The organism is Streptomyces sp. CG4, assembly GCF_041080655.1.
Classification (GTDB): Bacteria; Actinomycetota; Actinomycetes; order Streptomycetales; family Streptomycetaceae; genus Streptomyces.
In genome coordinates this window covers 9833707-9856491 of record NZ_CP163525.1, presented here as the reverse complement: position 1 = coordinate 9856491, position 22785 = coordinate 9833707, and the positions used below count along the sequence as shown (strand labels likewise).

18 protein-coding genes and 7 pseudogenes are annotated in these 22785 nt (G+C 69.1%); 8 read left to right on the top strand and 17 right to left on the bottom strand.

What is annotated here, in order from left to right; all coding sequences use genetic code 11:
* Nucleotides 1-41: 41 nt before the first annotated feature.
* The 6 genes from AB5L52_RS44770 to AB5L52_RS44745 all read right to left on the bottom strand — a co-directional run bounded on the left by AB5L52_RS44770 (nucleotide 42) and on the right by AB5L52_RS44745 (nucleotide 4963).
* Nucleotides 42-1175: an aromatic ring-hydroxylating dioxygenase subunit alpha gene (locus tag AB5L52_RS44770; RefSeq protein ID WP_351029081.1), complete on the bottom strand. Its 1134-nt coding sequence runs from the start codon at nucleotides 1173-1175 to the stop codon at nucleotides 42-44.
* A gap of 48 nt (nucleotides 1176-1223) precedes the next feature.
* Nucleotides 1224-2393 (bottom strand): NAD(P)/FAD-dependent oxidoreductase, encoded by a 1170-nt coding sequence (locus AB5L52_RS44765; RefSeq protein ID WP_369368729.1) that lies wholly within the window; start codon nucleotides 2391-2393, stop codon nucleotides 1224-1226.
* Nucleotides 2390-2752, bottom strand: coding sequence for a bifunctional 3-phenylpropionate/cinnamic acid dioxygenase ferredoxin subunit (locus AB5L52_RS44760; protein ID WP_351029078.1), 363 nt, complete (start codon nucleotides 2750-2752; stop codon nucleotides 2390-2392). The genes AB5L52_RS44765 and AB5L52_RS44760 overlap by 4 nt, the downstream gene beginning before the upstream one ends.
* A gap of 255 nt (nucleotides 2753-3007) precedes the next feature.
* Complete coding sequence (locus tag AB5L52_RS44755) at nucleotides 3008-3640, bottom strand: MBL fold metallo-hydrolase (RefSeq protein ID WP_351579826.1); 633 nt, start codon at nucleotides 3638-3640, stop codon at nucleotides 3008-3010.
* Nucleotides 3640-4725 carry an S-(hydroxymethyl)mycothiol dehydrogenase gene (locus tag AB5L52_RS44750; RefSeq protein WP_369368728.1) on the bottom strand — a complete coding sequence of 362 codons (1086 nt, stop codon included), beginning with the start codon at nucleotides 4723-4725 and terminating at the stop codon, nucleotides 3640-3642. Before AB5L52_RS44750 ends, AB5L52_RS44755 begins: the two co-directional genes overlap by 1 nt.
* A gap of 106 nt (nucleotides 4726-4831) precedes the next feature.
* Nucleotides 4832-4963, bottom strand: coding sequence for a hypothetical protein (locus AB5L52_RS44745; protein WP_351579832.1), 132 nt, complete (start codon nucleotides 4961-4963; stop codon nucleotides 4832-4834).
* Nucleotides 4964-5055: 92 nt separating this feature from the next.
* Here AB5L52_RS44745 and AB5L52_RS44740 point away from each other — a divergent pair.
* Nucleotides 5056-5262 (top strand): annotated as a pseudogene (locus AB5L52_RS44740) (transposase); the annotation flags it as partial.
* 155 nt (nucleotides 5263-5417) lie between these two features.
* On the opposite strand, the gene AB5L52_RS44735 reads toward AB5L52_RS44740, so the two are convergent.
* Nucleotides 5418-6206 (bottom strand): alpha/beta fold hydrolase, encoded by a 789-nt coding sequence (locus AB5L52_RS44735; protein WP_369368726.1) that lies wholly within the window; start codon nucleotides 6204-6206, stop codon nucleotides 5418-5420.
* A 260-nt stretch (nucleotides 6207-6466) separates the two neighbouring features.
* The gene (locus AB5L52_RS44730) at nucleotides 6467-7060 is read right to left on the bottom strand and encodes a TetR/AcrR family transcriptional regulator (RefSeq protein ID WP_369368725.1); all 594 of its coding nucleotides are present in this window, start codon (nucleotides 7058-7060) and stop codon (nucleotides 6467-6469) included.
* 235 nt (nucleotides 7061-7295) lie between these two features.
* On the opposite strand from AB5L52_RS44730, the gene AB5L52_RS44725 reads away from it, so the two are divergent.
* Entirely contained in the window at nucleotides 7296-8441 is a 1146-nt protein-coding gene (locus tag AB5L52_RS44725; RefSeq protein ID WP_351029066.1) for an NAD(P)/FAD-dependent oxidoreductase, read from the top strand.
* 23 nt (nucleotides 8442-8464) lie between these two features.
* Here AB5L52_RS44725 and AB5L52_RS44720 read toward each other — a convergent pair.
* Nucleotides 8465-8818: pseudogene (locus tag AB5L52_RS44720) on the bottom strand (transposase); the annotation flags it as partial.
* Nucleotides 8819-8927: 109 nt separating this feature from the next.
* Between AB5L52_RS44720 and AB5L52_RS44715 the strand changes: the two are divergent.
* Nucleotides 8928-9781 (top strand): annotated as a pseudogene (locus AB5L52_RS44715) (TIM-barrel domain-containing protein); the annotation flags it as partial.
* A 70-nt stretch (nucleotides 9782-9851) separates the two neighbouring features.
* Here AB5L52_RS44715 and AB5L52_RS44710 read toward each other — a convergent pair.
* Both AB5L52_RS44710 and AB5L52_RS44705 read right to left on the bottom strand, forming a co-directional pair.
* Nucleotides 9852-10207 (bottom strand): annotated as a pseudogene (locus tag AB5L52_RS44710) (helicase associated domain-containing protein); the annotation flags it as partial.
* Nucleotides 10208-10232: 25 nt separating this feature from the next.
* A complete protein-coding gene (locus AB5L52_RS44705) occupies nucleotides 10233-11591 on the bottom strand; it encodes a hypothetical protein (protein WP_369368724.1) in 1359 nt (452 codons plus the stop codon).
* A gap of 799 nt (nucleotides 11592-12390) precedes the next feature.
* Between AB5L52_RS44705 and AB5L52_RS44700 the strand changes: the two genes are divergently transcribed.
* The gene (locus AB5L52_RS44700; protein WP_369368723.1) at nucleotides 12391-12912 is read left to right on the top strand and encodes a hypothetical protein; all 522 of its coding nucleotides are present in this window, start codon (nucleotides 12391-12393) and stop codon (nucleotides 12910-12912) included.
* A 321-nt stretch (nucleotides 12913-13233) separates the two neighbouring features.
* Here AB5L52_RS44700 and AB5L52_RS44695 read toward each other — a convergent pair whose 3' ends face one another.
* Nucleotides 13234-13896 carry a peptidylprolyl isomerase gene (locus AB5L52_RS44695; protein ID WP_351579850.1) on the bottom strand — a complete coding sequence of 221 codons (663 nt, stop codon included), beginning with the start codon at nucleotides 13894-13896 and terminating at the stop codon, nucleotides 13234-13236.
* 663 nt (nucleotides 13897-14559) lie between these two features.
* Nucleotides 14560-15774: pseudogene (locus AB5L52_RS44690) on the bottom strand (RNA-guided endonuclease InsQ/TnpB family protein).
* 53 nt (nucleotides 15775-15827) lie between these two features.
* On the opposite strand from AB5L52_RS44690, the gene tnpA reads away from it, so the two are divergent.
* The 3 genes and pseudogenes from tnpA (at nucleotide 15828) to AB5L52_RS44675 (ending at nucleotide 16723) form a co-directional block, all read left to right on the top strand.
* Entirely contained in the window at nucleotides 15828-16256 is a 429-nt protein-coding gene (gene tnpA, locus AB5L52_RS44685) for an IS200/IS605 family transposase (RefSeq protein WP_369368722.1), read from the top strand.
* A 90-nt stretch (nucleotides 16257-16346) separates the two neighbouring features.
* A pseudogene (locus tag AB5L52_RS44680) lies at nucleotides 16347-16499 on the top strand (transposase domain-containing protein); the annotation flags it as partial.
* Between the two features lie 32 nt (nucleotides 16500-16531).
* The gene (locus AB5L52_RS44675; protein WP_351573472.1) at nucleotides 16532-16723 is read left to right on the top strand and encodes a hypothetical protein; all 192 of its coding nucleotides are present in this window, start codon (nucleotides 16532-16534) and stop codon (nucleotides 16721-16723) included.
* A 148-nt stretch (nucleotides 16724-16871) separates the two neighbouring features.
* Here the strand turns inward: AB5L52_RS44675 and AB5L52_RS44670 are convergent, their stop codons facing one another.
* Together AB5L52_RS44670 and AB5L52_RS44665 are read right to left on the bottom strand one after the other, a co-directional pair.
* The gene (locus tag AB5L52_RS44670) at nucleotides 16872-19535 is read right to left on the bottom strand and encodes a lectin (RefSeq protein ID WP_369368721.1); all 2664 of its coding nucleotides are present in this window, start codon (nucleotides 19533-19535) and stop codon (nucleotides 16872-16874) included.
* Nucleotides 19528-20589, bottom strand: a complete 1062-nt coding sequence (locus AB5L52_RS44665) for a hypothetical protein (RefSeq protein ID WP_369368720.1) — start codon at nucleotides 20587-20589, stop codon at nucleotides 19528-19530. Before AB5L52_RS44665 ends, AB5L52_RS44670 begins: the two co-directional genes overlap by 8 nt.
* 351 nt (nucleotides 20590-20940) lie before the next feature.
* On the opposite strand from AB5L52_RS44665, the pseudogene AB5L52_RS44660 reads away from it, so the two are divergent.
* Nucleotides 20941-21081 (top strand): annotated as a pseudogene (locus AB5L52_RS44660) (SDR family NAD(P)-dependent oxidoreductase); the annotation flags it as partial.
* 159 nt (nucleotides 21082-21240) lie between these two features.
* Here the strand turns inward: AB5L52_RS44660 and AB5L52_RS44655 are convergent.
* Together AB5L52_RS44655 and AB5L52_RS44650 are read right to left on the bottom strand one after the other, a co-directional pair.
* Nucleotides 21241-21459: a hypothetical protein gene (locus AB5L52_RS44655; protein WP_351573465.1), complete on the bottom strand. Its 219-nt coding sequence runs from the start codon at nucleotides 21457-21459 to the stop codon at nucleotides 21241-21243.
* Nucleotides 21456-22751 (bottom strand): hypothetical protein, encoded by a 1296-nt coding sequence (locus AB5L52_RS44650; protein WP_369368719.1) that lies wholly within the window; start codon nucleotides 22749-22751, stop codon nucleotides 21456-21458. The genes AB5L52_RS44655 and AB5L52_RS44650 overlap by 4 nt, the downstream gene beginning before the upstream one ends.
* Nucleotides 22752-22785: the final 34 nt, after the last annotated feature.

The window sequence follows — 22785 nt, the reverse complement described above, 5'->3', positions numbered from 1 at the left end:
ACGGCCCGCGCTCGCCCCCCGCGCGGGCCACGGGCACCCCGTCATTCCGGCTTGGGTGTGCCGAGACGCTCATTCACCCAGTCGTGGAAGGCACCGATGTGGTGCTCACTGGGCACGAGCACCCCGCCCTTGGTGTAGAGCCGCGAACTCATCCCCGGCTGGGTGCGCTCGCAGGCGTCGAAGTCCTGGCGGTTGACCCGGTCGAACAGCTCCACGGACCGGCTGACGTCCTTGCCGTCCGCCACCACCTCGGGCAGATAGAGCCAGTCGCACTCGACCACCGTGCGGTCGACGGCCACCGGGTACATCCGGTGGAAGATCACGTGGTCGGGCACCAGGTTGATGAACACCTGCGGCTTGACGGTGATCGCGTAGTACCGGCGGTCCTGGTCCTCGGACACTCCGGGAATGCGGTCCAGTCCCGCGGAGCCGTCCACGGTGAAGCCCTGGATGTCCTCGCCGAACTCGGCGCCGTGGCCGACGTAGTACTGGGCCGCGTAGCCGTCGGCGAACTCGGGGAGGACCTCGGTGAGTTCGGGGTGGATCGTGGCGCAGTGGTAGCACTCCATGAAGTTCTCGACGATGAGCTTCCAGTTCGCCCGGACGTCATAGACGATCCGCTTGCCCACCGAGAGGCTCGCGATGCCGTAGCGCTCGATCGACTCCACGTCACCGAGGCGCGTGATCACCTCGCCCACGACGTCCTCCTCGAAGGAGGGCGGGTTCTCCGCCAGGCAGACCCAAACATAGCCGAGCCATTCCCGCGCGGCCACGCTCACCAGGCCGTACTCGGTGCGGCCGACGTCGGGCATCTTGGTGAGGTTGGGTGCCGCGACGAGCTTGCCGTCCAGGTCGTACGTCCAGGCGTGGTACGGGCACTGGAAGGCCCGCTTGACCTCGCCGGCCCCGTCGGTGCAGAGCTTGGCTCCGCGGTGCCGGCACACATTGAAGTAGGCACGGATGGCGTGATCACGGGCGCGGGTGACGAGGATGCTCTCGCGGCCCACGTCGACGGTGCGGAAGGCACCGGGCTTGGCCAGGTCGGACGAGCGCGCGACGCAGAACCACATCGCCTCGAAGATGCGCTCCTGTTCTTGGGCGAAGACGCCGGGGTCCGTGTAGGCGGAGCCGGGGAGGGTGGCGATCAGGCTGTCCGGCAGGCTGGTCGAGGTCACGGTGCACTCCTCGGGGAACGTCGCGGGATGGTGGGTGGCGTCGAGACGTCAGGACACGGACGCCGTGGAGGTGAGCTGTTTTCGCCAGCGGGTGAACAACCTCGGCTGGTTCATCCCGAGCACCGCCACCGGCCGGCCCGCCCGCCGGTAGACGGCGAGGAAACTGCGGTCACCGGTCGAGCCTTCCTCGACCGTCACCTCGTCGGCCCCGGCGGCGTGGCCGACGAACTGGATCTTCACGCCGTACTGGTCCGACCAGAAGTACGGCGGCCGGGGCACGCCCGGCTGCGTGGCACCGCCCGCGAGCAGCGTGGCGACGGCGGCGTCCGGCCGTTCCAGCGCGCCGGTCCAGTGCTCGACCCTGCGGTGGGTGCCGGTGTGCGGGTCGTACCAGTTGGCGCAGTCGCCGACGGCGACCACCCCGGCCAACGCCGTACGGCCGTCGGCCCCGCACGTCACGCCGTTGTCGAGGGCGACACCGGAGCCCGCGAGCCAGTCGACACAGGGCCGGGCCCCCACGCCGACGACGACGATGTCGGCGGGAAGGGTGCGGCCGTCTTCCAACAGCACGCAAGCCACCTGCCGCTCCCCGCCGAGTCCCTTGACTCCCACGCCGCACAGCAGCCGTACGCCGTGATCCGTGTGAAGCGCGGAGACGATCCCGCCCATGGTCTCGCCGAGCGGTCCGGCCAGCGGGGTCGGTGCCGCCTCGACGACGGTGACGTCGAGGCCGAGGCCGTACGCCGTGGCGGCGACCTCGGCGCCGATGAATCCGCCGCCGATCACCACCATCCGTCCGCCCAGGGCCAGTTGGTCCCGCAGGCGCCGGGCGTCGTCCAGCGTGCGCAACACGTGGACCCCGGCGAGGCCCTCGGTGCCGGGCAGGGTGCGGGCGGCCGCGCCGGTCGCGATGACCACGGCGTCGGTGTGGATCTCCCGGCCGTCGGCGAGCGTGATGGTCCGCTCGGTGCGGTCGAGTCCGACGGCGCGGGCGCCGAGCACCCATTCCGCCTGGAGGTCCTCGTCGTCGAGTTCCAGCGCCAGATCGGCCTCGCCGATGGTGCCGGCCAGGAACTCCTTGGACAACGGCGGCCTGTCGTACGGGCGGTGCGATTCCTCGCCGACGAGGACCAGACGGCCGTCGTAGCCCCGCTTGCGCAGCGAGCGCGCGGCCGACAGTCCGGCCAGCGAGGCGCCTACGATGGCCACCGTCCTCACGCGGGGCCTCCGGCCAGGCGGGCCGTGATGCACGGCGGCAGGTTGGGCGCCTGCGTGGACAGCCGCACATAGACCATGCCGTCCTCGACGACGACCTCGTGGGTGCGGACCGGGAGTTTGGCCGGGGGTGCGTCCACAGCTCCGGTCCTCAGGTCGAACTTCGAGGCGTGCAGGGGACACTCCACCTCGCAGCCCTCCAGCCAGCCGTCGGCGAGCGACGCGTCCTGGTGGGTGCAGGTGTCGTCGATGGCGAAAAGCTCGCCGTCGTCGGTGTGGAACACCGACACCGGCGGGTCGATGTCGAGCCGGTGGGCCTCGCCTCGCGGAAGATCCACGAGTCGGCACGCGGGAATCATCATGACACCTCGGTGCGTATAGCGAAACGGATTGCGATGAGCGCAACGCCAGTTTGCTGGCGGCCCTGAAGCGTTGTCAAGGCGTCGGGAAGCCGGGTTGCGCGGGGTCCGACGGCGAGGTTCCGGGCACGTCGAAGCGATGACGAAAGCGCAGGTGAACAGGGGGATCAGAGGTCTCGCAGGGCGCGCCGACGGCCCTGCCGCCGGTGCCGGCCACGAGGTCGGTCACCGGGGCGGGGCCGTCGGCTCTCCAGGCGGTCAGAAGCCGCGGTCGATCCACTCCTGACGATGCGGCGCCTCGGCGCCGACGGTGGTGGTGTCACCGTGACCGGTGTGCACCACGGTGCTCTGCGGCAGGGTGAGGATGCGTTCACTGATCGAACGGATGATGGTCGGGAAGTCGCTGTACGACCGTCCCGTCGCGCCGGGCCCGCCGGCGAACAGCGTGTCGCCGCTGAAGAGCGCGGACAGCCGCGGGGCGTACAGACACACGGCTCCGGGGGCGTGGCCCGGGGTGTGCAGCACGGTCAGCTCGGCTCCCGCGACCGAGAGGCGCAGCCCGTCGGTCAGCTCACCGTCCGGCGCGCGATCGGGATTGGTCTGTTTCCACAGCTCCAGATCGCCGGCGTGCAGCAGGATCGGCGCGCCGGTCCGGGCGGCGAGTTGGGGCGCGGCGTTGATGTGGTCGTTGTGCGCGTGGGTGCACACGATCGCCCGCAGGGTGCGTCCGCCGAGGGCCCGGACGATCTCGTCGGCGTCGTGAGCGGCGTCGATGACGAGTGCCTCGGTGTCGTCGCCCACGATCCAGATGTTGTTGTCCACGTCCCAGGTACCGCCGTCCAGCGAGAACGTGCCCGACGTGACGAGACGTTCGATGCGGGCGCCCGGCATCAGAGGACCACCACGGAGCGCAGCACGTCGCCATGGTGCATGCACTCGAAGGCCTTCTCCACGTCGTCCAGCGCGATGGTCTCGGTGACGAAGGCGTCCAGGTCGAGGCGGCCCTGCAGATAGAGGTCGACGAGCATCGGGAAGTCGCGGGAGGGCAGGCAGTCGCCGTACCACGACGACTTCAGCGCGCCGCCCCGGCCGAAGACGTCGAGGAGGGGCAGTTCCAGCTTCATCTCCGGCGTCGGTACGCCGACCAGCACCACCGTCCCGGCGAGGTCGCGGGCGTAGAAGGCCTGCCGGTAGGTCTCCGGACGACCCACCGCGTCGATCACGACGTCGGCGCCGAACCCTCCTGTCAGCTCGCGCACCGCGTCGACCGCGTCCGTCTCCTTGGAGTTGACCGTGTGGGTCGCGCCCAGCTTGGTCGCCGTGGCGAGTTTGCGGTCGTCGATGTCCACCGCGACGATCTTCGCCGCGCCCGCCAGGCGCGATCCGGCGATCGCCGCGGCTCCCACGCCGCCGCAGCCGATCACGGCGACCGTGTCACCGCGGCCGACACCGCCGGTATTGATGGCCGCACCGAGGCCGGCCATCACGCCACAGCCCAGCAGCCCCGCGGCGGCGGCCGAGGCGGCCCGGTCGACCTTGGTGCACTGCCCGGCGGCCACGAGCGTCTTCTCGGCGAAGGCGCCGATGCCCAGCGCCGGCGACAGCTCGGTGCCGTCGCTCAGGGTCATCTTCTGCTTCGCGTTGTGCGTGCTGAAGCAGTACCAGGGCCGCCCGCGCAGACAGGCCCTGCACTGACCGCACACCGCACGCCAGTTGAGGATGACGAAGTCGCCTGGGGCCACGTCCGTGACGCCCTCGCCCACCGCCTCCACCACGCCCGCCGCCTCATGCCCGAGCAGGAACGGGAAGTCGTCGCTGATCCCGCCCTCGCGATAGTGCAGATCGGTGTGGCAGACCCCGCAGGCCTCGACCTTGACCAGCGCCTCCCCCGGGCCGGGGTCGGGCACGACGATCGTCTCCAGACTGACAGGGGCGCCCTTGCTCCGCGCGACGACAGCACGGACCTGCTGAGTCATGGCCACTCCTCGGCTGACGGATTCCGAGATGTTGCCTATTACGGCACGCATCTCGCTTTTCGCAACACAGCATCGGGGAGGGTGAGGCGGCGGTCAAGGGGCCGTATCAGCGCTTCACGGCATGCAGGATCCGCATGCCCCGGGAGTCGACCGCTTCGCGGTGGACGTCGAGCCCCGCCGCGCGGCACCGGTCGGACAGCCAGGACGGCGCGATACGGAGCTTGGGATAGCTGCTCACCGGCTGCTGCCAGGAGCCGTCGACCCGGGTGTGGAGCAGATCATGGACGACGACCGTGTCCTAGGGCCTGTCCGATGGGTCCGCGTGACTGGACCGGCATCCCGTGGCGTGATCTGCCGACGCGGTTCGGGAAGTGGAAGACGGTTCATGACAGGCATCGCAGGTGGTCAGCGGACGGCACGTGGGACAGGATTCTGCGGGCCGTCCAGGCCGACGCCGACGCGGAGGGCCGCATCGACTGGTCCATGGTGAGTGTGGACTCCACCGTGTGCCACGCCCACCAGCACGCTGCCGGTGCCCCGCCCGCAGGAACGAGGTCGAGCGGACGATCAATCAGCTCAAGGGCTTCCGGGCCGTAGCCACCCGCTTTGACAAGCGGGCCTACGTCTTTCACGGCACCGTGACTGTAGCCGCGGTCCGGCTCTGGCTTCGCTCGTGACCCGTCGGACAGTCCTTAGTCGCCGCCCTTCGAGAGGAACGCGAGCACCAGCGGCGTGGCTATGTCGGCGTACTCCTCGAAATAGGCGTGCCGGGCACGCGGGATGAGGCGCATCCGCGCGTCCGGGATGCGGTCGGTGAGCAGCGGCGCGTTGGCAGTGGGGTTGAACACGTCGTCGGTGCCGTGGACAACGAGCGTCGGCGCGGTGATCCGCGGCAGTGCGTCCCAGGCATCGTGGCGGGCACTGGCCCGCAGATGCCGGCGGCGGGCGTGGGCGGGCATCGACGAGTCGCCAAGTGTGCGGAATGGTCCGTCATGCCCGGCGAGCCAGCCGGGCGTGTACATGAGTTCACGCAGAGCGCGGCGAGCGGCATCCGCGTCGGACTGCGTCAGGGCCCGTCCGACCTCCGGCCCACGCTCGACGCCGTTCGGCCCTCCGGGGGAGGTGCAGCCCAGCACGAGGCGGTCGACGCGGCCGGGGTGGTCGGCGGCGACCCACTGCGCGACCCGGCCGCCCATGGACGTGCCATAGACGTGGGCCTGCCCCATCCCGGCGTGGTCGAGGACTGCCACCACATCGCGGGCGAACCCCGGCGTGCTGTAGGTGTCGGTGTCGGGCCGGTCGCTGGCCCCGGTCCCGCGGTAATCCATGACGACGGTGGTGAAATCCGCTTCGAAGTCGGCCCGCACCGAGTCCCACCAGCGGTGGTCGTTCGCCTGCCCGCTCAGCAGAATCAGTGGCTCGCCAGCGCCGCGGACCTCGTAGTAGAGCGCGGCACCATCGGCCGCTTGTGCGAAGGGCATGGTGGTGATTCTCGCACCGGGCACCCGACGCTCGCGCCCGGGCAGTCTGCCCCATAGCCGTTCGTGCAGGCGGGCTCCGAACCGTGAGACAAACTCAATCCATCGGACACAGCCTAGGACTGGGATCAGAATGAGGTGCCTGCCGTGTAGGAGTGACGGGATGTCAGTTCTCCTTGCAGGGCAAGGGGCGGGTGCGACCGAAACGCGTAGCGGGGCAAGCCGAGGCTGGTCGAAGGCGGGCCCATGTAACGGCCCAGGCGCTACGGCGCGGGCGGCTTGCTTGGCGGCTCCCAGCCGTGGGTGAGGATGTCGAAGATTGCCTCGATCGCGGCCCGGCGGTCCTGCCGGCCGCGAGCGAGCACCGGGATCTCGAGTACGAATCGGGCAAGAGCCACACATGCGAGGTTGTCGTGGTCCACGCCGAACTCGTCGGCGATGGCTGCGCTGAGGCTGTCGGTGTACCGGGTCCACATGCGTTCGGCGTAGGCGCGCAGCACCGGCGTGGAGTTCACCAGGTTGGTGAACTCGGCCGCCTGGGGATGTGCCTCGATCGACGGCCAAGTGTCCAGGACGTGGTCTCGAAGGGCGTCGAGGATGCTCTGGTCGGAGGGTCGCCGCCGCACCGCGGCGATCAGTTGTGACTCTCGGTCTTCGTCCTGGTCGAATACCAGCGCTTCCTTGCCGCTGAAGTGCTTGAACACCGTAGCGGTCGACACGTCGGCGGCGTCGGCGATGTCACGGATGCTCACCTGATCGTAGCCGCGCTCCAGGAAGAGTTGCAGTGCGGCGTCGGCGATCGCCTGCCGGGTGGCTGCCTTCTTGCGGGCGCGGCGGCTGGCGGAGGGCACGGTCATGACTACAGCGTACTCGATAGTCGAATCAGTCACTAAGTAGAGTCATTGCACTTTTCTACTCGCTCTGATTTTATGGGTACTGTGAGTACCTGAGCGGCCCATCCTCGTCGGCCTGGTCATCGTCTGCACCGCGCCGACCTGTTCATCCAAGAGGCCCCTCTGCGTGGCACATCCGGTGCCGAGGTCGACAACGCCCGGCCTGCTCGCCCCTCTTCGCCGACTGAATGGGAAATCCATGAACTCCCCAGAACCCGCCCGGGCACGCATCAGCATCATCGGTGCCGGCCCCGGTGGACTGACCTGCGCCCGCATCCTCCAGCAGCACGGCATGGCGGTCACCGTCTACGACCGCGACCGGGGCCCCGACGCCCGCAACCAGGGCGGCACCCTCGACCTGCACGCCGACAACGGCCAGATCGCCCTGCGCGAAGCCGGTCTGCTCGACGAGTTCTTCAAGCTCGCCCGCCCCGAAGGGCAGGAAATGCGCCAGATGGACCCGACCGGCACGATCACGTCCCATCAAGTCCCCGAGATCGACGAACTGTTCAAGCCGGAAATCGACCGCGGACAGCTACGCAACCTGCTGCTCGACTCCCTGCAACCGGGAACCGTGCACTGGGGCCACGCCCTCGACACGATCAGCGGACCCGACGACGGGCCGCGGCAATTGCACTTTACCGACGGCACGACCATCCAGACCGATCTGGTCATCGGCGCCGACGGCGCCTCCTCCCGCGTACGCCCGGCCCTGTCCCCCGCCACCCCCGAGTACACCGGGGTGAGCTTCCTGGAAGCATGGTTCTCAGACGTTGAGAACCGGCACCCGGACCTGGCCGAGCTGGTCGGCCAGGGCAGCGCCCACGCAGCCGACGGAGAGCGCGGCCTGTTCGCCCAGCGCAACAGCGGAAACCACATCCGCGTCTACATCATCCAACGAGTCCCGGTCGACTGGATCAGCACGAGCGGCCTGACGGTCGAGGACACCGACGGCATCCGCGCCCTGCTCCTGGGCGAGTACGCCCACTGGTCGCCCCGCATACGCCGGATGATCACCGAAAACGACGGCCCCTACGTCGACCGCCCGATCTTCGCCCTCCCGGTCCCGCATACCTGGGAACACAACCCGACGGTGACCCTGCTCGGAGATGCCGCCCACCTCATGCCCCCGCTCGGCGTCGGCGTCAACCTCGCCATGCTCGACGCCAGCGAAATCGCCCTCGCTCTCGCGCACGCCGCCACTGTCGCCGACGCGATCCGCACCTACGAGAAGACCATGCTCCCCCGCTCCACCGAGACGGCCAAAGCCCTCGAAGGCGGCGCCGAACACCTGCTGTCCGCCGACGTACCCGACTTCGGCAGCAACAACGACGCCCAGTACTAAGACCGTGTCCTATGTGGTGAGGTGGACAGCCACGACATCGTCCGCTCGATCACCCACCTGCGACTGCCCAATCGCTCGCCGGACTCGATGCCTTTGCGCGCGATCCGGACTCCAATGCCCTTGCCGCGTAACCAATTCCGCAGGTCCTGGCGGTCGTAGGCTTTGTCCGCGTGGAGGCGCCGAGGTTTGAAGTACCTGCCGCGAGGCGGGTCGTGCCGCGTTTGGTGAGCCGCCACCATGGGCTTCAGCCCTTCGCTGTCGTGGGTGTTGCCTGCCGAGATGCCGACGACCAGGGGCAGTCCGTTCGCGTCCGACAGGACGTGCATCTTGGAACCCGGCTTGCCTCGGTCCACGGGGCTCGGACCTGTGTGTTCGCCCCGTTCGTCAAGAACGGCCAGATCGTGGGCGTCTGGCAGGCCGTCGGCGGCACCAGCAGCGAACAGGCTTACGAGAACGTCCCGTTCTACCTCTTCTCGCACGGCCACGCGGTATCCCGTGCACTGGGGCGGCGACTGCTGGTCGTCGTTCAAGGCCATGGCCGAGTCGCTCCGGGGTGGGTCTGTCCCTGTCCCTGAGCGCCTTCGGCTTCTGGAGCCATGACATCGGAGACTTCGAGGGAACGCCCGAATCCCTGGTCCTCAAGCGCTGGCCGGCCTTCGGCCTGCTGTCCTCCCACAGCCGTCTGCACGGTTCGTCGTCGTACCGGGTGCCGTGGGAGTTCGGCGACGAAGCGGTCGCCGTGGCCCGGCAGTTCATGCTGCGCACGTACCGTCCCATGCCGTATCTCCACGGCGGCCGCCGTGGAGACCCACCGGACCGGTGTCCCGGTCATGCGGCCCATGGTCCAGGAGTTCCCGTACGACCCGGCGTGCCGCACGCTCGACCGCCAGTACATGCTCGGCGCCGACCTCCTGGTCGCCCCGGTGTTCAGCAAGGATGGAAAGGTGGAGGTCTACCTCCCCGAGGGCACGTGGACCCACCTCCTCACCGGCGAGCGGGTCACCGGCCCGGGGTGGCGCACCGAACGGCACGGCTACGACAGCCTTCCGCCCCACGTCCGCGAGGACACCGTCCTCCCGCTTGCCTCGGACGACACCCGGCCCGACGGCGACTGGCTGGACCACCCGACCCTGCTCGTCCACCCGCCGGCCACGGCCGGCCTGACCACCCGCATCACCGTGCCCGGCCCGACGGGCGCACGGGCCGCCGTGTTCCACGTCCGACGCGAAGGCGGTGCCCTACGCGTCACCGCGGACGGCACCGACCGGCCCTTCACCGTGCCTGTCACCGGCGGCGCGAGCGCCGAGGGCACGGGCGAGGTGACGGTCCCCCCGGAGTGACGGAAAGGGCCACCCGCAGGCGCCGCGCCGGGGGCGGCCGTCACACGGCGCATCGGTGCGCCCGTAGCGATTCCCCGCGGGTGTAGAACCGGCGGGCGTCGGCGATCCACTGCCCGAGCGGGAACCCGGCGAGCGTGGCCGGCCACACCTCGGCTCCCCCGTCTGGCCGTCTCCGCCGGGCACGCGGTACGTGAAAGGGACATTCAGGTCACCGTGTTCGCAGGCGTGGGTGCCGGCGGCCTCCACACCGAGCCGCCGGTGTTCGTGCTCGGGGTGGAGGACGCGGAGGTTGATGAACGAGGCCGAGGCGGCCCGGTCGTGCGGGGTGCTGGGCTTCAGCAGTGCTCGGGCCGGCACGGACAGTCGGTCGCTTCGGTCGCTCCCCGCTGCCTCGCCTTCGGCCCCGCTGCGGCTCTGGACGCCTCTGGCAAGGCGATGGGGCTGTGAAGGGTCACCCGGTGACCAGGGTCCAGTGCATGTCCTGGAGAGTCTTTCCGATGGGTACGTAGTAGACGCCGGCCAAGCACCAGGGTGCCCTGCGATGGCCGTCGAGGACGGTGTCGCGGTTGTATGCGGGCGGGCAGGTGACCGTCCGGTCGAGGGCGGTGATGGTTCCGCGTGCTTCATCGGCTGTGTGGTTGCGGACGCCGGCGAAGACCGGGCCGCCGCTGTCGCCGTTGACGGCTGCGACACCGCCAGGCGTGGCGGCGGTGGCATAGGCGAGGTCGACGTCGGGACGGTAGATGCCGTTGGGCCCGGTGACGCCGATGTCGGTCTGGGCTATGCGCACACCGCAGTGCACGCCGCCATTGGCGCCGTCGGTGCACACGTAGTCGCCGACGTTGTTGTGCCCCCAGCCTATGACGGGCTTGGCGTAGCCGTCGGTGCGGCTTGCGGGGCCGTCGTAGAGCCGACCGCTGAGGCGCTGTGAGGGCAGCTTGATGCCGACCACGTCGTCTTGCGGGGAGCGCTGGGTGGCGTCGGTGGTGCCGATGAGGTCGCCGCCCCACCAGGTGGTCCACCGGCCTGTGGCGCCCGGGCCGCAGTGGTAGGCCGACGTCAGCATGTACTGGCCCTGGGCGTTCTTCACACCGTAAGAGCCGGAGCAGATGCCGCCGAGGGGGTTTTTCAGCGCCGAGGCTCCGGTCCAGGGGGAGCTGTCATGCTGCCGGGAGGACAGATCCACGCTCTGCAGCCGGTGGATCGCGGTGACCTGCACTCCCGACAGCCGGCCGGCTGCCTTGGCGACCTGCTGCAACGTCTTGCCGTGTCCGCCCGTCAGGAGACTCCTCGCCGTACGGGCGGCGTTGTCGTAGCCGACCTCCAGGCCGCTGCCGTCCACCGCGGGTGCGACGCTGGTGATGCGGACAGGGTCCGCCGTCCCCTCGACCCGCAGCTTCATGGAGGGCAGGCTGTTCAGCAACTTCACGCGGGCCGTGTGGAGTTCGGCCTTGGAATAGCGGGCGGGGTCGACCTCGGCGGTCACTCCATGGGGGAGGTGGGCGAGGATGCTCTTGACCCGCCGGGGCGGGGTGCCTTTCCAGTACAGACGCAGGTGGTTGTGGTCGGGGTCGACCTGCACCTCGGCGAAGCCGGGTATGCGGGCCCGGACGGACTCGGAGAGCCCTTCGGTGATCCGGCCGGCGATGGCGTCGAGGACCTGCTGGCGTTCGTCGATCCGCGCGGCTGCATGTGTGGCCGGCGCAGGAGAGGCGCCCGCGAGTGAGGGGATGACGAACGGGACCGCGGCGGCCAGGGCCGCGGCCGGCAGCACGAATGCCACCCATCTGTGACGTGCAGCGTGCTTCATATGACCGCTGTCTTTCTGCTGGAGCCATTGTGACGCGGACATGCTCCTACGGCACAGGCTCGTCAGACAAAATTGTGATCAGGTGAGCGCGGGAAGGTTCCCGATCGGCAGCCGCAGGGCTGAGGCGGACGGCGCCTGTTGCTCTCCGGCCGGTCCCCGAGGCAGCTCCCCAACGACCTCGATCTGGATGGGGCCTGCCGTGTCGTCGGCGGAGATTCGGCCGCCGGCGGAATGTTCGCAACGGGCAACCTGACGTTGCGGAGGCAACCATGCCGTTCCTGGCGGACTCGTACGAGGCGATCCGTGAGGACCCGACCGCCAAGTCCCGGCCGCAGATCACTGCTGCGGCCTGTTGGTGTGTATCGACCGCGCACCTCGTCGAAGGAGGGGGCCGAGGACCTCGGGGGCGTCGGCCCGGCGGGTGAGTGTGCGGGCGAAGACTGCGGCGAGGGCAAGGACGTCGATGGTGCCGGCGAAGACGGTCCCGCCGACGTTCCCGGTGGCGGCTGATCCGGCCCCGATGGGGGGCCTATCCTTGGCACATGGCCCGGGTAGAACCGGATGAACCCGGATGGGGCGGCAGGCAGGGGGAGCCTTGAGCGACAACAGCCCGCGGGCTGAACTCCAGGGAAGTAGGAACATCATGCGGCGCGCTGTCGCTGTGACGCTCTGTTCGGGGATGCTGGCTGCCACTGCGGCGTGCGCCGGGTCCTCGCCGGGGACCTCGGCGGTGTCGCGGACACCGTCTACCGGCGCCCCGTCCGCGTCCCGGGCCGGCAGCAGGAGTCCGAGTGGCGGCATGCGCGCCTCCTGCCCGGACGGCGTGCAGGCCCAGGGCGCGGCCTCCCCCGCCGCGGGCGGTGGCACGTCCGCCGACACCGCGCAGGCACAGGCACTTACACAGGCCGTCGGCGATGAGGAGTTCAACTCCGCGTACTCGGACATTTTCGGCACGGTGATCGACGGCTACACCCCGGGCCGGGTGGCGCTGTGTGTCACGGACGTGGCGCGCGGGAGGCGGCTCGCGCAGGCAGCCAAGCGCGCCCACCCGGCCGTCGACCTGAGCCGGCTCGACATCTTCCCTTGCCGCTACTCCGAGGGGACACTGCAGGCGGCCGTGCGCGGGCTCATGGCGCACAACGGCCCGCCGACGATTGCAGGGTTCCCCGTCTACCAGATCGGCCCGGCCACGGACCATTCCGGCATCGAACTGCACACCAGCCAGACAGGAAGCGCCTCAGCGGCCTTGCGCCGCTACCTCACCTCCCGGCTGGGCGGTATCGCCTTCACCGTCGTCAAGGGTGAGCAGGCCGTCGGATGAGGCGGCCGTTTCGCCGCCCACCCGAAAGAGTCCTTGGCCATGGTGCGCCCGTGATCAGAGCCAGGTGGCAGCGCCCGGGGCATCGAATTCCATCGCCCAGCGCGTGAATTCCACTTCGCCGGACTCAAGAATGACGACACCGATCCGAAGCGCTCGGTAATCCGTAGGCGAGGCCGTCCACGCCCCCCATGGGCCGCCGGACGCGGGCTGGCTTCCGTCTGCCGAGCCTGGACCACACACGTTGGGACATACGTCCTCGCTGCCGACCATGACCGGGACGGACGAAGTTTCCGGCAAGGACCAGGCCGGGGCAGGACCGTACTACCTGCTCCTGATTTGTACGCGCTTGATGTTCACCCGCAGCGCCGGAAAGCCGTCTCCCGGCCCGTTCTGGTCGTCCTCGCCGCCCGCCGCGATCTTCTGGAGCACGTCGAGGCCCGCGGTGATCTTCCCGAACGGCGTGTAGGCGGGCGAGAGTTTGGTGTCCTTCCAGACGAAGAAGAACTGGCTGCCGTTCGTATTGGGCCCGGCGTTGGCCATCGCCACCGTCCCGGCAGGATAGGTCGCCCCGGTCAAGTTCTCGTCGGGGAAGGAATAACCGGGTCCGCCGCTCCCGGTGCCGGTCGGGTCGCCGCACTGGAGCACATAGATGCGCGCGGTCGTGAGCCGGTGGCAGTGCGAGCGGTCGAAGTAGTCGCGCTGGGCGAGGAACTTGAAGGAGTACGTGGTGCAGGGAGCCTTGTCGGTCAGTGCCCGGAAGGTGATCGCGCCCTGGCTGGTACGCAATGTCGCGCTGTACGGCTTGGCGGCCTTCACCGGGTCGAAGACCGGTATCCCCTTGAAGTTGTCCGCGGGAACGGCCGGCGTGTAGGTGCAGGCGGCCGACGGCGCAGCAGGGGGCGGGGTGTCGGCCGCGGCTTGTGCCGCGGTGCCGAGGAGGAGCAGGGCGGAGGCGGCGAGCAGGGCGCTTGGCTTACGGAGCACGAGACGGTTCCCTTCGGGTCAGCACCGTACGGGTCATGTCATGACCGCCTCATCCTGCCCGATCCGTCATCCGGGCGAAACTCCTGCTCCGGGCACCGCCACCCTTCCTGCGCCGTTGGTGTGGGGCACGACGACGCGTACAGGACATCATCCCCGCGTGGACGCGTACGCGAACGAGGAGCCCGAGCCGTGCCCCGCCTTCGTGCCCCTTACCCTCATCGGCGCCCTCAGATGCTCTGCGCGCGTGGTGAGGAATGCGGGCTGCGGTGCGGGCGCCGCCGTACAGCCGGCATCCCGTCGATCGTTGCCTGTGGGCGTGGCTCATCCACGGCATGGATGAGCCGGATACGGGATTCGGATCGCGTGGAGGATGGCGAGCGCGCGTTCGGCGCCCCATGGTCGTCCGTACCCGCACGCCGCTGTCCGGACCAGCCGCCGACGTGCGGCCGTCCTCAGCATGCCGTGCGCCAAAGGCGCCCGTGGAAGGTATGGCCGCTCCCTTACACCGTCCCTGGAGTCGCCATGCCCGGTTCTGTTCCGCCACCGTCTCCCACCGTGGTTGACGACGCTGCTCCGCCGCCCGTGGGTCTCTCGGGCCCGGCCCATCTGCTGCGGGTGACCCTGCTGGTGACTCCTCCCCCGGCTGAAGCCGGGGGCTTCTCGCTAACCCTGGCGGGCGTCGCGACGGACCAGCCCGGCCCGTAGAACGTTGAGAGCGCCCACCGTGTCCGCGTGCGCGCTGTGGCCGCACGAGACGCAGTGGAACTTCTCCTGGGTGGGCCGGTTCTCCGCTGAGACGTGCCCGCATTCGGGGCAGGTCCGGGAGGTGTTGCGGGGGTCCACGGCGATCACTTCCCGTCCGGCGCTTTCAGCCTTGGCGTGCAGGATCGTCAGGAACACCCCCCATCCGGCATCCGAGATCGAGTGGTTGAGTCCGGCCTTCGCTGCCGCGCCGTTGGGCAGGAAGGTGCTCGGCTGGTCAGGGTCGGGCTTCGGTGCGGGGGCCTTGACCATGGTGCGGATCTTGAGGTCTTCGTGCGCGATGAAGTCGTGTTCGCGGACGAGGTCAAGGGCGGTCTTGTGGGCGTGGTCGAGGCGCTGACGCCTCACCTTGCGGTGGAGGTCGCCAACGCGCTGGACGGCCCGCTGGTGGTTGTTGGTGCGCTTGTCGCGCCGGACGCGGGGGAAGCGGGCGAGATCCTGCTGTGCGGCTTCGAGCTTGGCGGCGGCCTTGCGGCCGTGGCGGGGGTTGGGTACGAACTCGCCGCCTGAGTCGGCGAGGAAGTTGGCTATGCCCATGTCGATGCCGACCACAGAGCCGGTGGCGGGCAGGGGTTCGGGATCGGCCTGGTCGGCGGTCAGGATGACGTACCAGCGTTTGCCTTCACGCTTGACGCTGACGGTCTTGGCCTTTCCGACCACCGGCCCGTGCTCGTTGACCTTGACGTGCCCCACGCCTTGCAGGCGGACGCGGGTGACGGGGCCGTGCGGGGTGGAGTCCCAACGGCAGCCGTCGCCGTCCTTGGGGAATTCCACGGTGTCGAACCACATCGCACCCCGGAAACGGGGATAGCCCGGCTTGTTGCCGGCCTTCACGCGCCGGAAGAAGGCTTGGAACGCCTTGTCCAGGCGGCGCAAGGTGGCCTGCTGTGACGAGAACGACCAGCGGCCTTGCCGCTCAGGGTCGAAGGCGCGGATCTCCTTGAGCTGGGCGGACTACTGCCCGTACTTGATCGAGGTCTTGGAGGCGTGCCGGTAGGCGTCACGACGCTCCTGCAATGCCCCGTTGTAGAGGGAGCAGTGATCACGCAGCATCTCGCCGAGCGCTGCCGTCTGGCCCACGGTGGGCCGCATGAGGAACTTGTACGCACGGATCATCCGGCCCCACCCCCCTTCCTGGTCAGCTTGCAAGATCATACTAGCCTTGGCGTATGTCACCCCGCTGGGAACCAAACCCGGATATTCGCACCGGCCGTCACGTCGCCTACAACCTCCACGCTCACTTGGTGTTCGTCACGAAGGACCGCAAGGGCGTCTTCGATGACGCGATGCTGAAGCGATGCGAGGAGATCATGCGGGAAGTGTGCGGCAGCTTCGAGACGGAGCTGAAGGAGTTCAACGGCGAACGCGATCACGTACACCTGCTCGTGCACTACCCGCCCAAGGTGGCCTTGTCGAAGCTGATCAACAGCTTGAAGGGCGTCAGCTCCCGGTACCTACGCGCCGAGTACACCGGCCGCATCAACCGCATCGGGATCGGCTCCGTCCTCTGGTCCCGCTCCTACTTCGCCGGGTCGTGCGGCGGTGCACCGCTCAGCATCGTCCGTCAGTACATCGAGAGCCAGAAACGGCCTATCTGACCGTCACCCCACAGACGGAGCGAACTCCGGCACTGCGCGCCTCCGGTCCGAGGATGCGTTTCCCTCCCCGGCTGAAGCCGGGGATACCCACGCAAGATCTGGGACGGTCTGCGTTTTCTGGGGACATGGCGCAAGGACTGGACCGTTCCCACAACGGGTGCGATTTCCCAGGCGCGCCAGCGTCTTGGACCGGAGCCGTTGCGGGTGCTGTTCGAGCGGGTGGCACTACCCTGCGCCCGGCCGCGCAGCGTCTCCGGCTCGCTGATGTCCAGGCAGTGCGCGGCGAGGGCGGCGTCCGCGATCGCGTTGTCCAGGCCCGGGTCGCGGCGGCGGCCGCGCAGGGCGAGAGCGAGGTGGCGGCGGGCTTCAGCGAGCAGGTGCCAGCGCTGGAACCGGCCGCCGCCGTTCATCACGAACACCGTCGCGGTGACGTCGACGGCCGCCAGGGCGACGGGGCACCGCGCTGAGCGCCGCCCCGGTCACCATGACCGCGCCCCCGGCGCCCGCGACGTTCGCCTGGCAGCGCGACCGGCACCTGCGCAGGCCACGCCGGAAGTGCCCCGACGAGGTCGCCAACAACCTCATGCACTCCAGGCAGACCTGACCCACCCCACTTCACGAGGGCAGGGTCCAGCGCTGGCCGGTGCTGCCCGCGCAGGTGGCGAGGGTCAACTGGGTCTTGTTCGTCGCGCCGTTGCTGGAATCGGTGAGGCACAGGCCCGAGACCGGGTTGAGGAGTTCCCCCTTGCTGTCGGACTGCCATTGCTGGGCCTGGGTGCCGTTGCAGGTGTGGAGTTGGATCTTCGTGCCGGAGGTGGTCGCGCCCCCGGTGACGTCCATGCAGTCGTTGACCACCTGCAGGGTGCCGTCGGGGACGGCCTTCCAGGTCTGCGCGTCGGTGCCGTTGCAGGTGTAGATCTGGACGGCCGTGCCGTTCGAGCTGCCGGAGCCGGCATCGTCGACGCACTTGCCGGTGGCGGTCTCGGTGAGCGGCCCGCTCGGCTGGGCCGCTCCCGTGCCCGGGGTGCCGTCGTAGGACGGCGGTGCGGCCGAGGCGTCCGACGCCCACTGTGTGTCGGCTGTCGAGGAGAGCGTGAAGTCCAGTTCGGTGGAGGCGCTCACATACGAAGCCGGTACGTAGGCCTTGTTCCAGGCCGTGCCGTTCAGAGTCAGGGCCTGGACATACGGTGAACCGTCCGCCGCAGCGGGGGCGTTGACGGTCAGCGTGTGCCCGCCCGCAGTGATGACGGCCGAGGTGAACAGCGGGCTGCCGATGGCGAGGTCGGCGGTTCCCGGTGTCTCCGGGTAGAGGCCGAGCGCGGACCAGACGTACCAGGCGCTCATCTCGCCGAGATCGTCGTTGCCGGGCTCGCCACCGGCGGTGTTGCTCCACAGCTGGTCCTGGACGGCACGCACCGTGGACTGCGTCTTGTACGGCTCTCCGACCCAGTCGTACTCCCACGGCAGCCCGATGCTGGGCTCGTTGCCCATGTTGGACTGGGTGCCGATGACGCTTCCCAGCCCCTGATAGCCGCTGAGTACGCTGTCCAGGTACGACGCCAACGACGAGGTGCCGCCCTCCAGGGACGCCAGTTTGGCCAGGTTGAAGGGGATCATCGGGGTGTAGGTGAAGGCGTCGCCCTCGGCGAAGTCGTTGTTCGAGGTGCCGGTGATCAGCTTGGCGTTGAAGCCATCCATCCAACGGCCGTTGGAGTGCCGTGGCTGGATGTAACCGGAGGACGTGTTGAAGATGTTCTCCCAGTCCTGCGCCCGGTTCAGGAACTTCTTCTGGTTCGCGCTGTCGCCGAGTGTGCCCGCGAACTGCGACAGGGCGAAGTCGTCGGTGTCGTACTCGAGTTGGGTGGAGGTGGTGGCGTACTCGTGGCAGCAGCCGTACGGCGAGTTGGTGGGCAGGTAACCGAAGGAGTCCAGGTACGTCACACCGGGCGTGACATCGGTATCGGTGGTCTGTTCCTTGATCATGGCGGACAGGGCCGTGGCGGTGTCGAAGTGCCGTGCACCGAAGGCGTAGTAGTCGGCCAGCACGGGGACGGCCGGGTCGCCGACCATGATGTGCGTCTCTCCGGTGGCCATGCCCCACTTGGTGAGGGTGCCGCCCTGCGCGTAGTCGTTGACGATGGACTGCGCCATGTCGGAGGCGGCCGACGGGTCGAGCAGCGCCGTGAGCTGTGCCTGGGAGCGGTAGGTGTCCCAGTTGGAGAAGTCCGTGTACTGGGCGCTGTGGCCGCCGGTCACGGTGTGCACGGCGTTGTCGTAGCCGCGGTAGGAGCCGTCGGCGTCGCTGACCACGCTGGGGAAGAGCGAGGCGTGGTAGAGGGCGGTGTAGAAGACGCTCTGCTGGTCGCTGGTGCCGCCGCTGACCGTGATCTTCGACAGCTCGTTCCGCCAGGCCGTCGTCGCGGCGGACTTCACGTCGGCGAAGCTCCTGCCGGTGGCCTCCGCGTCCCTGTTGGCGGCTGCCTCGGCCGTCGACGTGTAGGAGATGCCGACCCGAGCCTGGACCGTACGGCTGCTCGTGGTGTCGAAGGTGAGGTACTCACCGCCGCTGTAGCCGCCGCTGGCGGTGAAGGGGTGGTCGAAGGTGAGGGCGAAGTAGACGGTGAAGGGGTTGGTTGCCTCACAGAAGCCTGTGCTGGTCACGGAACCGGTCACCGTGTCACCGCCCGTCACGTTCAGCGTCGAGGAGGTGTACGGGGTCTGCGTGCCGTTCAGTTTCAGCAGCAGGTCAGCCTGGGTGGAGGCAGGGAAGGTGAACTGGCCGATGCCCGCGTGCGTGGTCGTGGTGAGCGCCACGCTGGTGCCGTTGCCGAGGGCGACCGCGTACGAGCCGGGTGCCGCCGTCTCGTTCGCGTGGGAGAACGACTCGGTCGTGGAGCCGGGGTCGGAGCCGATCGAACCGACGACAGGCAGGATGGGCAGGTCTCCGGCCGCGTCGCAGCCGACGCCGGAGACGTGGGTGAGGCTGAAGCCGGAGACGGCCGAGTCGGCGTAGTTGTATCCGCCGCCCTTGGGCCGGGAGGTGGTGTCCGGGGACCACTGGAGCATGCCGTGCGGGACGTCGGCGCCGGGGAAGGTGTTCCCGGCGCTGAAGTCGTTGTTGCCGCCGGTGCCGATGTAGGGGTTGACCAGCGGCACGGGGTCGGAGGCGGTCGCGGCCCGTGCCGTCGGAGCGAGTTGGCCGGGCAGGGCGAAGGCGAGTGCCATCGCGCCGGCCGCCAGCACCCGGAGCAGGGTGCGAGAGCGCAGGACGTCAGCCACGGCTCAGCACCTCGCCGAGCACGCCGTTCGCCGGGGCGGTGATCCAGTCGGTGGAGATGTACGAGGCGCCGTCGGCGGCGAGTTCGGCGACGCGCGCCCGGGCGTCCGCCAGGGAAGGGTCGGAGGAGCTGAGGGCGGGCGACACGTCGTAGGCGTCGGTGACGATTGTCAGGTAGTGATGGGTGTCATACCACTGGGTGTCCCCGTCGCCGACCCAGGCGGCCGCGTCCGCGTCGAACACCACGAACCAGGGGCGCAGGGTCGTGTCGCTGTACCGGGTGCGCGGGTCGACGGCCTGCGCGCCGAGGACGCCGGGGAAGACGGCGGCCTGGTCGATGCTCCCGGCGGCGTTCAGGTCCTTGAGGCGCTGCGCATAGACGACGTCCACCCAGCTGGAGGCGGGGTCGACGGCCTGCTCGAAGGCGCCCGGGATGATCTCCACGATCGCCTTGCCGCTCAACACGGAGTTTCCGGCCCAGTTGTTCGCACGGGCGGCGGTGTCGAGATCCGGGTAGCGGGTGCCGCCGCTCTTGGTGAGCAGGTCGGCGGGGGTGTAGAGGACGCTGCCGAGGTGGGCCTCGACGTACGCGTCGAACGAAGTCGGGTTCATTCCGAGGGTGTTGTCGAACCCGTTCTTCATCTCGATCTTGACCATGATCGGGTGGCTGGAAGGGTGGGCCTGCAGCCAGATCCGGATGTCGTCGAGGCAGCTGTCCAGGTTCTGGTTGCGGTTGCCGGTGTAGAGGTCGGCGACCGTGTCCGCCTGGACGCAGTTGTTGTCGCTGCCCAGCGGGTTGCTGTGGCTCACGTCCCACTTGCCATTGAACACGTTGACCCAGGTGTCCAGTTCCACCAGGGAGGTACCGGTGTCCAGGGCGTTGGCCAGGTAGGTGTACGTCGACTTGTCGTCATACGTGTTGTGGATGCCGGTGCCGGAGACCTCGGCCAGCGTCGCCCCGGCGAGGTCGTCGGCATGGGCGGACGGCATCGTTGTCAGGGCGAGCAGCAGGGCCAAGACGGCCGGCAACACGGCCCCCACTCTTCGGTAGATCATGCGCATGCCAATCCTCTCTCACACTGCAGTGCCCGTGGCCGCGCAGAGCCTAGAGGGGACGGGCGTCCATTCGCTACGCCCCGGTAACCGCTTTCCCAACATCCGGCCCGCACCGGCCCGGTGTGCGCCGGGGAGTCGCCGCCCACGCGATGGACCTTCACAACGCGGCCCGCCTGTGGCAGGTCTCCCTCGACATGCTCACGACCGTCTCCACGGCCGCCTGACGGCACCGTCCAGCACCAGCAGCCGCGGGCCCGCAACGGGCACCGGGCGGCCACCACCGCATCGCCGCCTTCACGCATTCCTTCCCACCCCCCGGTTTCGATCTCGATCCAGATCAAGGAGACAGTCATGTCCGCACGTCTGCAGAACACCGTTGCCCTGGTGACCGGCGCCAGCAGCGGCATCGGCGAGGCAACCGCCCTGAGCCTCGCCGCGGAGGGCGCCGCCGTCGCCCTGGTCGCCCGGCGCCGTGACCGGCTCGAGGAAATCGGCAGCCACAGGGCGGCGGCCGCCGCGCCCACGGCCTGCTGCACGATGTCCGGGGTGCCCGCCGTGGCCAAGCCACCGGACACCGCCACGTCAAGGCCTGAGTACTGGGCCCGCAGTTCGCCGTAGCCGCCCGAGCCCGGCACGAACTGGAACTGCTGGTTACTCTGCCCGTTGCAGGTCCACTGCTCGGATCGTGGCGCCCGCGCTGCCGGAATTCCCGTACACGTCCAGGCACAAGCTGTTGTGCGCGGCAACGAGTTGGTGGTAGCCGCTCGGGAAGGCGTCGCCCGACGAGGCCGGTGTCAGATAGACGGCGAACGCGTCATGCGAGGCCTGGAACGTGAACGGCACGGTGATCGAACCGCCCGAGGTGCTCACGTTCTGGTCGTACACGGTCTGTGGGGCGGCGCCTGGTCCGGGCTGCAGTGCACGGTGACGTGCACGCGGCCGGTGTTCGCCAGCCAGGGCACGGACGCCAGCCCGTTGAAGGCCACGGACGCGGCGCCGGTGTACCCGTTCGAGTCACCGATGATAGCCACCGCGCGCTTGTTGGCGGAGTCCTCGGAAGCCGAGATCGCCGTCGAGCCGACCTGCCCCGAGGTGTCCACGAGGGTGCCGGTCAGGTCCGCGTAGTCCCGCAGCGCCCACCAGTCGCCGGTCGGCTGCCAGCTGCCCCCGCTCTGGGTCAGGACTCCGGTCAGGTTCGGGGTCATGCAGCACACCCAGTTGCCGCGCATCGCGTTGGTGTATCCGGACTGCGCGAACCGTGCCAGATACCAGGCGGTCACTCCGGCCGTCTGCCGGTCGGAGGGCTGGTACTCGTTCGCGGACAGCGGGCTTCGGCTGATGCCCGCCGCGTCCAGGCTGCTGTTGAGGGCCTGCGAGACGGTGACCGGGTCATCGACATCGCCCTCGTCGTGGTTGGTGATCATGTCCGGTACCGTTCCGGCCGCCTTCACGTGCGCGAGCCAGGTCTTCCATTGATCCGCTCTGCCCTGCGGGGTGAAGGCAAAGGACGGCCCCACGATCTGCGCCGAGGGGGCGATGCGCCGGATCTCCCGGTAGGCGGTGTCCCACATCTGGAAGTACTGGGCGCTGTTGACACCCCGGGTCCAGAAGTAGGAGATGTCGGGCTCGTTCCAGATGTCGTAGGAGAACGTCAGTCCCGACGCCTGGAGCGCTCCCACGGTGGAGTCGATGAAGCTGATCCAGTTGGTGCAGTTGCCGTTGTCGCACGGGTACGTCGTGTTGGACGGCTGGCCGCCGTTCGCGCCGTAGATGTCGCTGACCAGCACCTGGTACTGGGTGTGGTACGGCGGCCGGGTCAGCCGTTTCGCCTGCGCGATGATCGAGTCGACGTCGGCCCGACTGGCCGCACCGTACTGGTAGTTGTCCTTGATCCAGCCGCCGGAGAACCAGCCCCCGCCGCGGAACGCGTTGATCCCCAGCGGCTGGATGAACTGGTCCGCTGGTTGGCTGCCGTCCTGGGTGAAGCCGTAGAGAATCCCCTCACCCACACCGGTCGACGGGCCTCGCGTCGACGCCAGGTTCACGCTCAGCGCCTCGCCCGCGGCGGCACGGCTCCCGGCCGCCGACAGCAGCTGCAGCACGAACGCCAACACGACGCCGACGGAGAGCAGCACACGGCGGTCCCTCGCTCGCGTCCTCATACGGACCTCCTATGGGCCGGCGGTTCAGCGATAC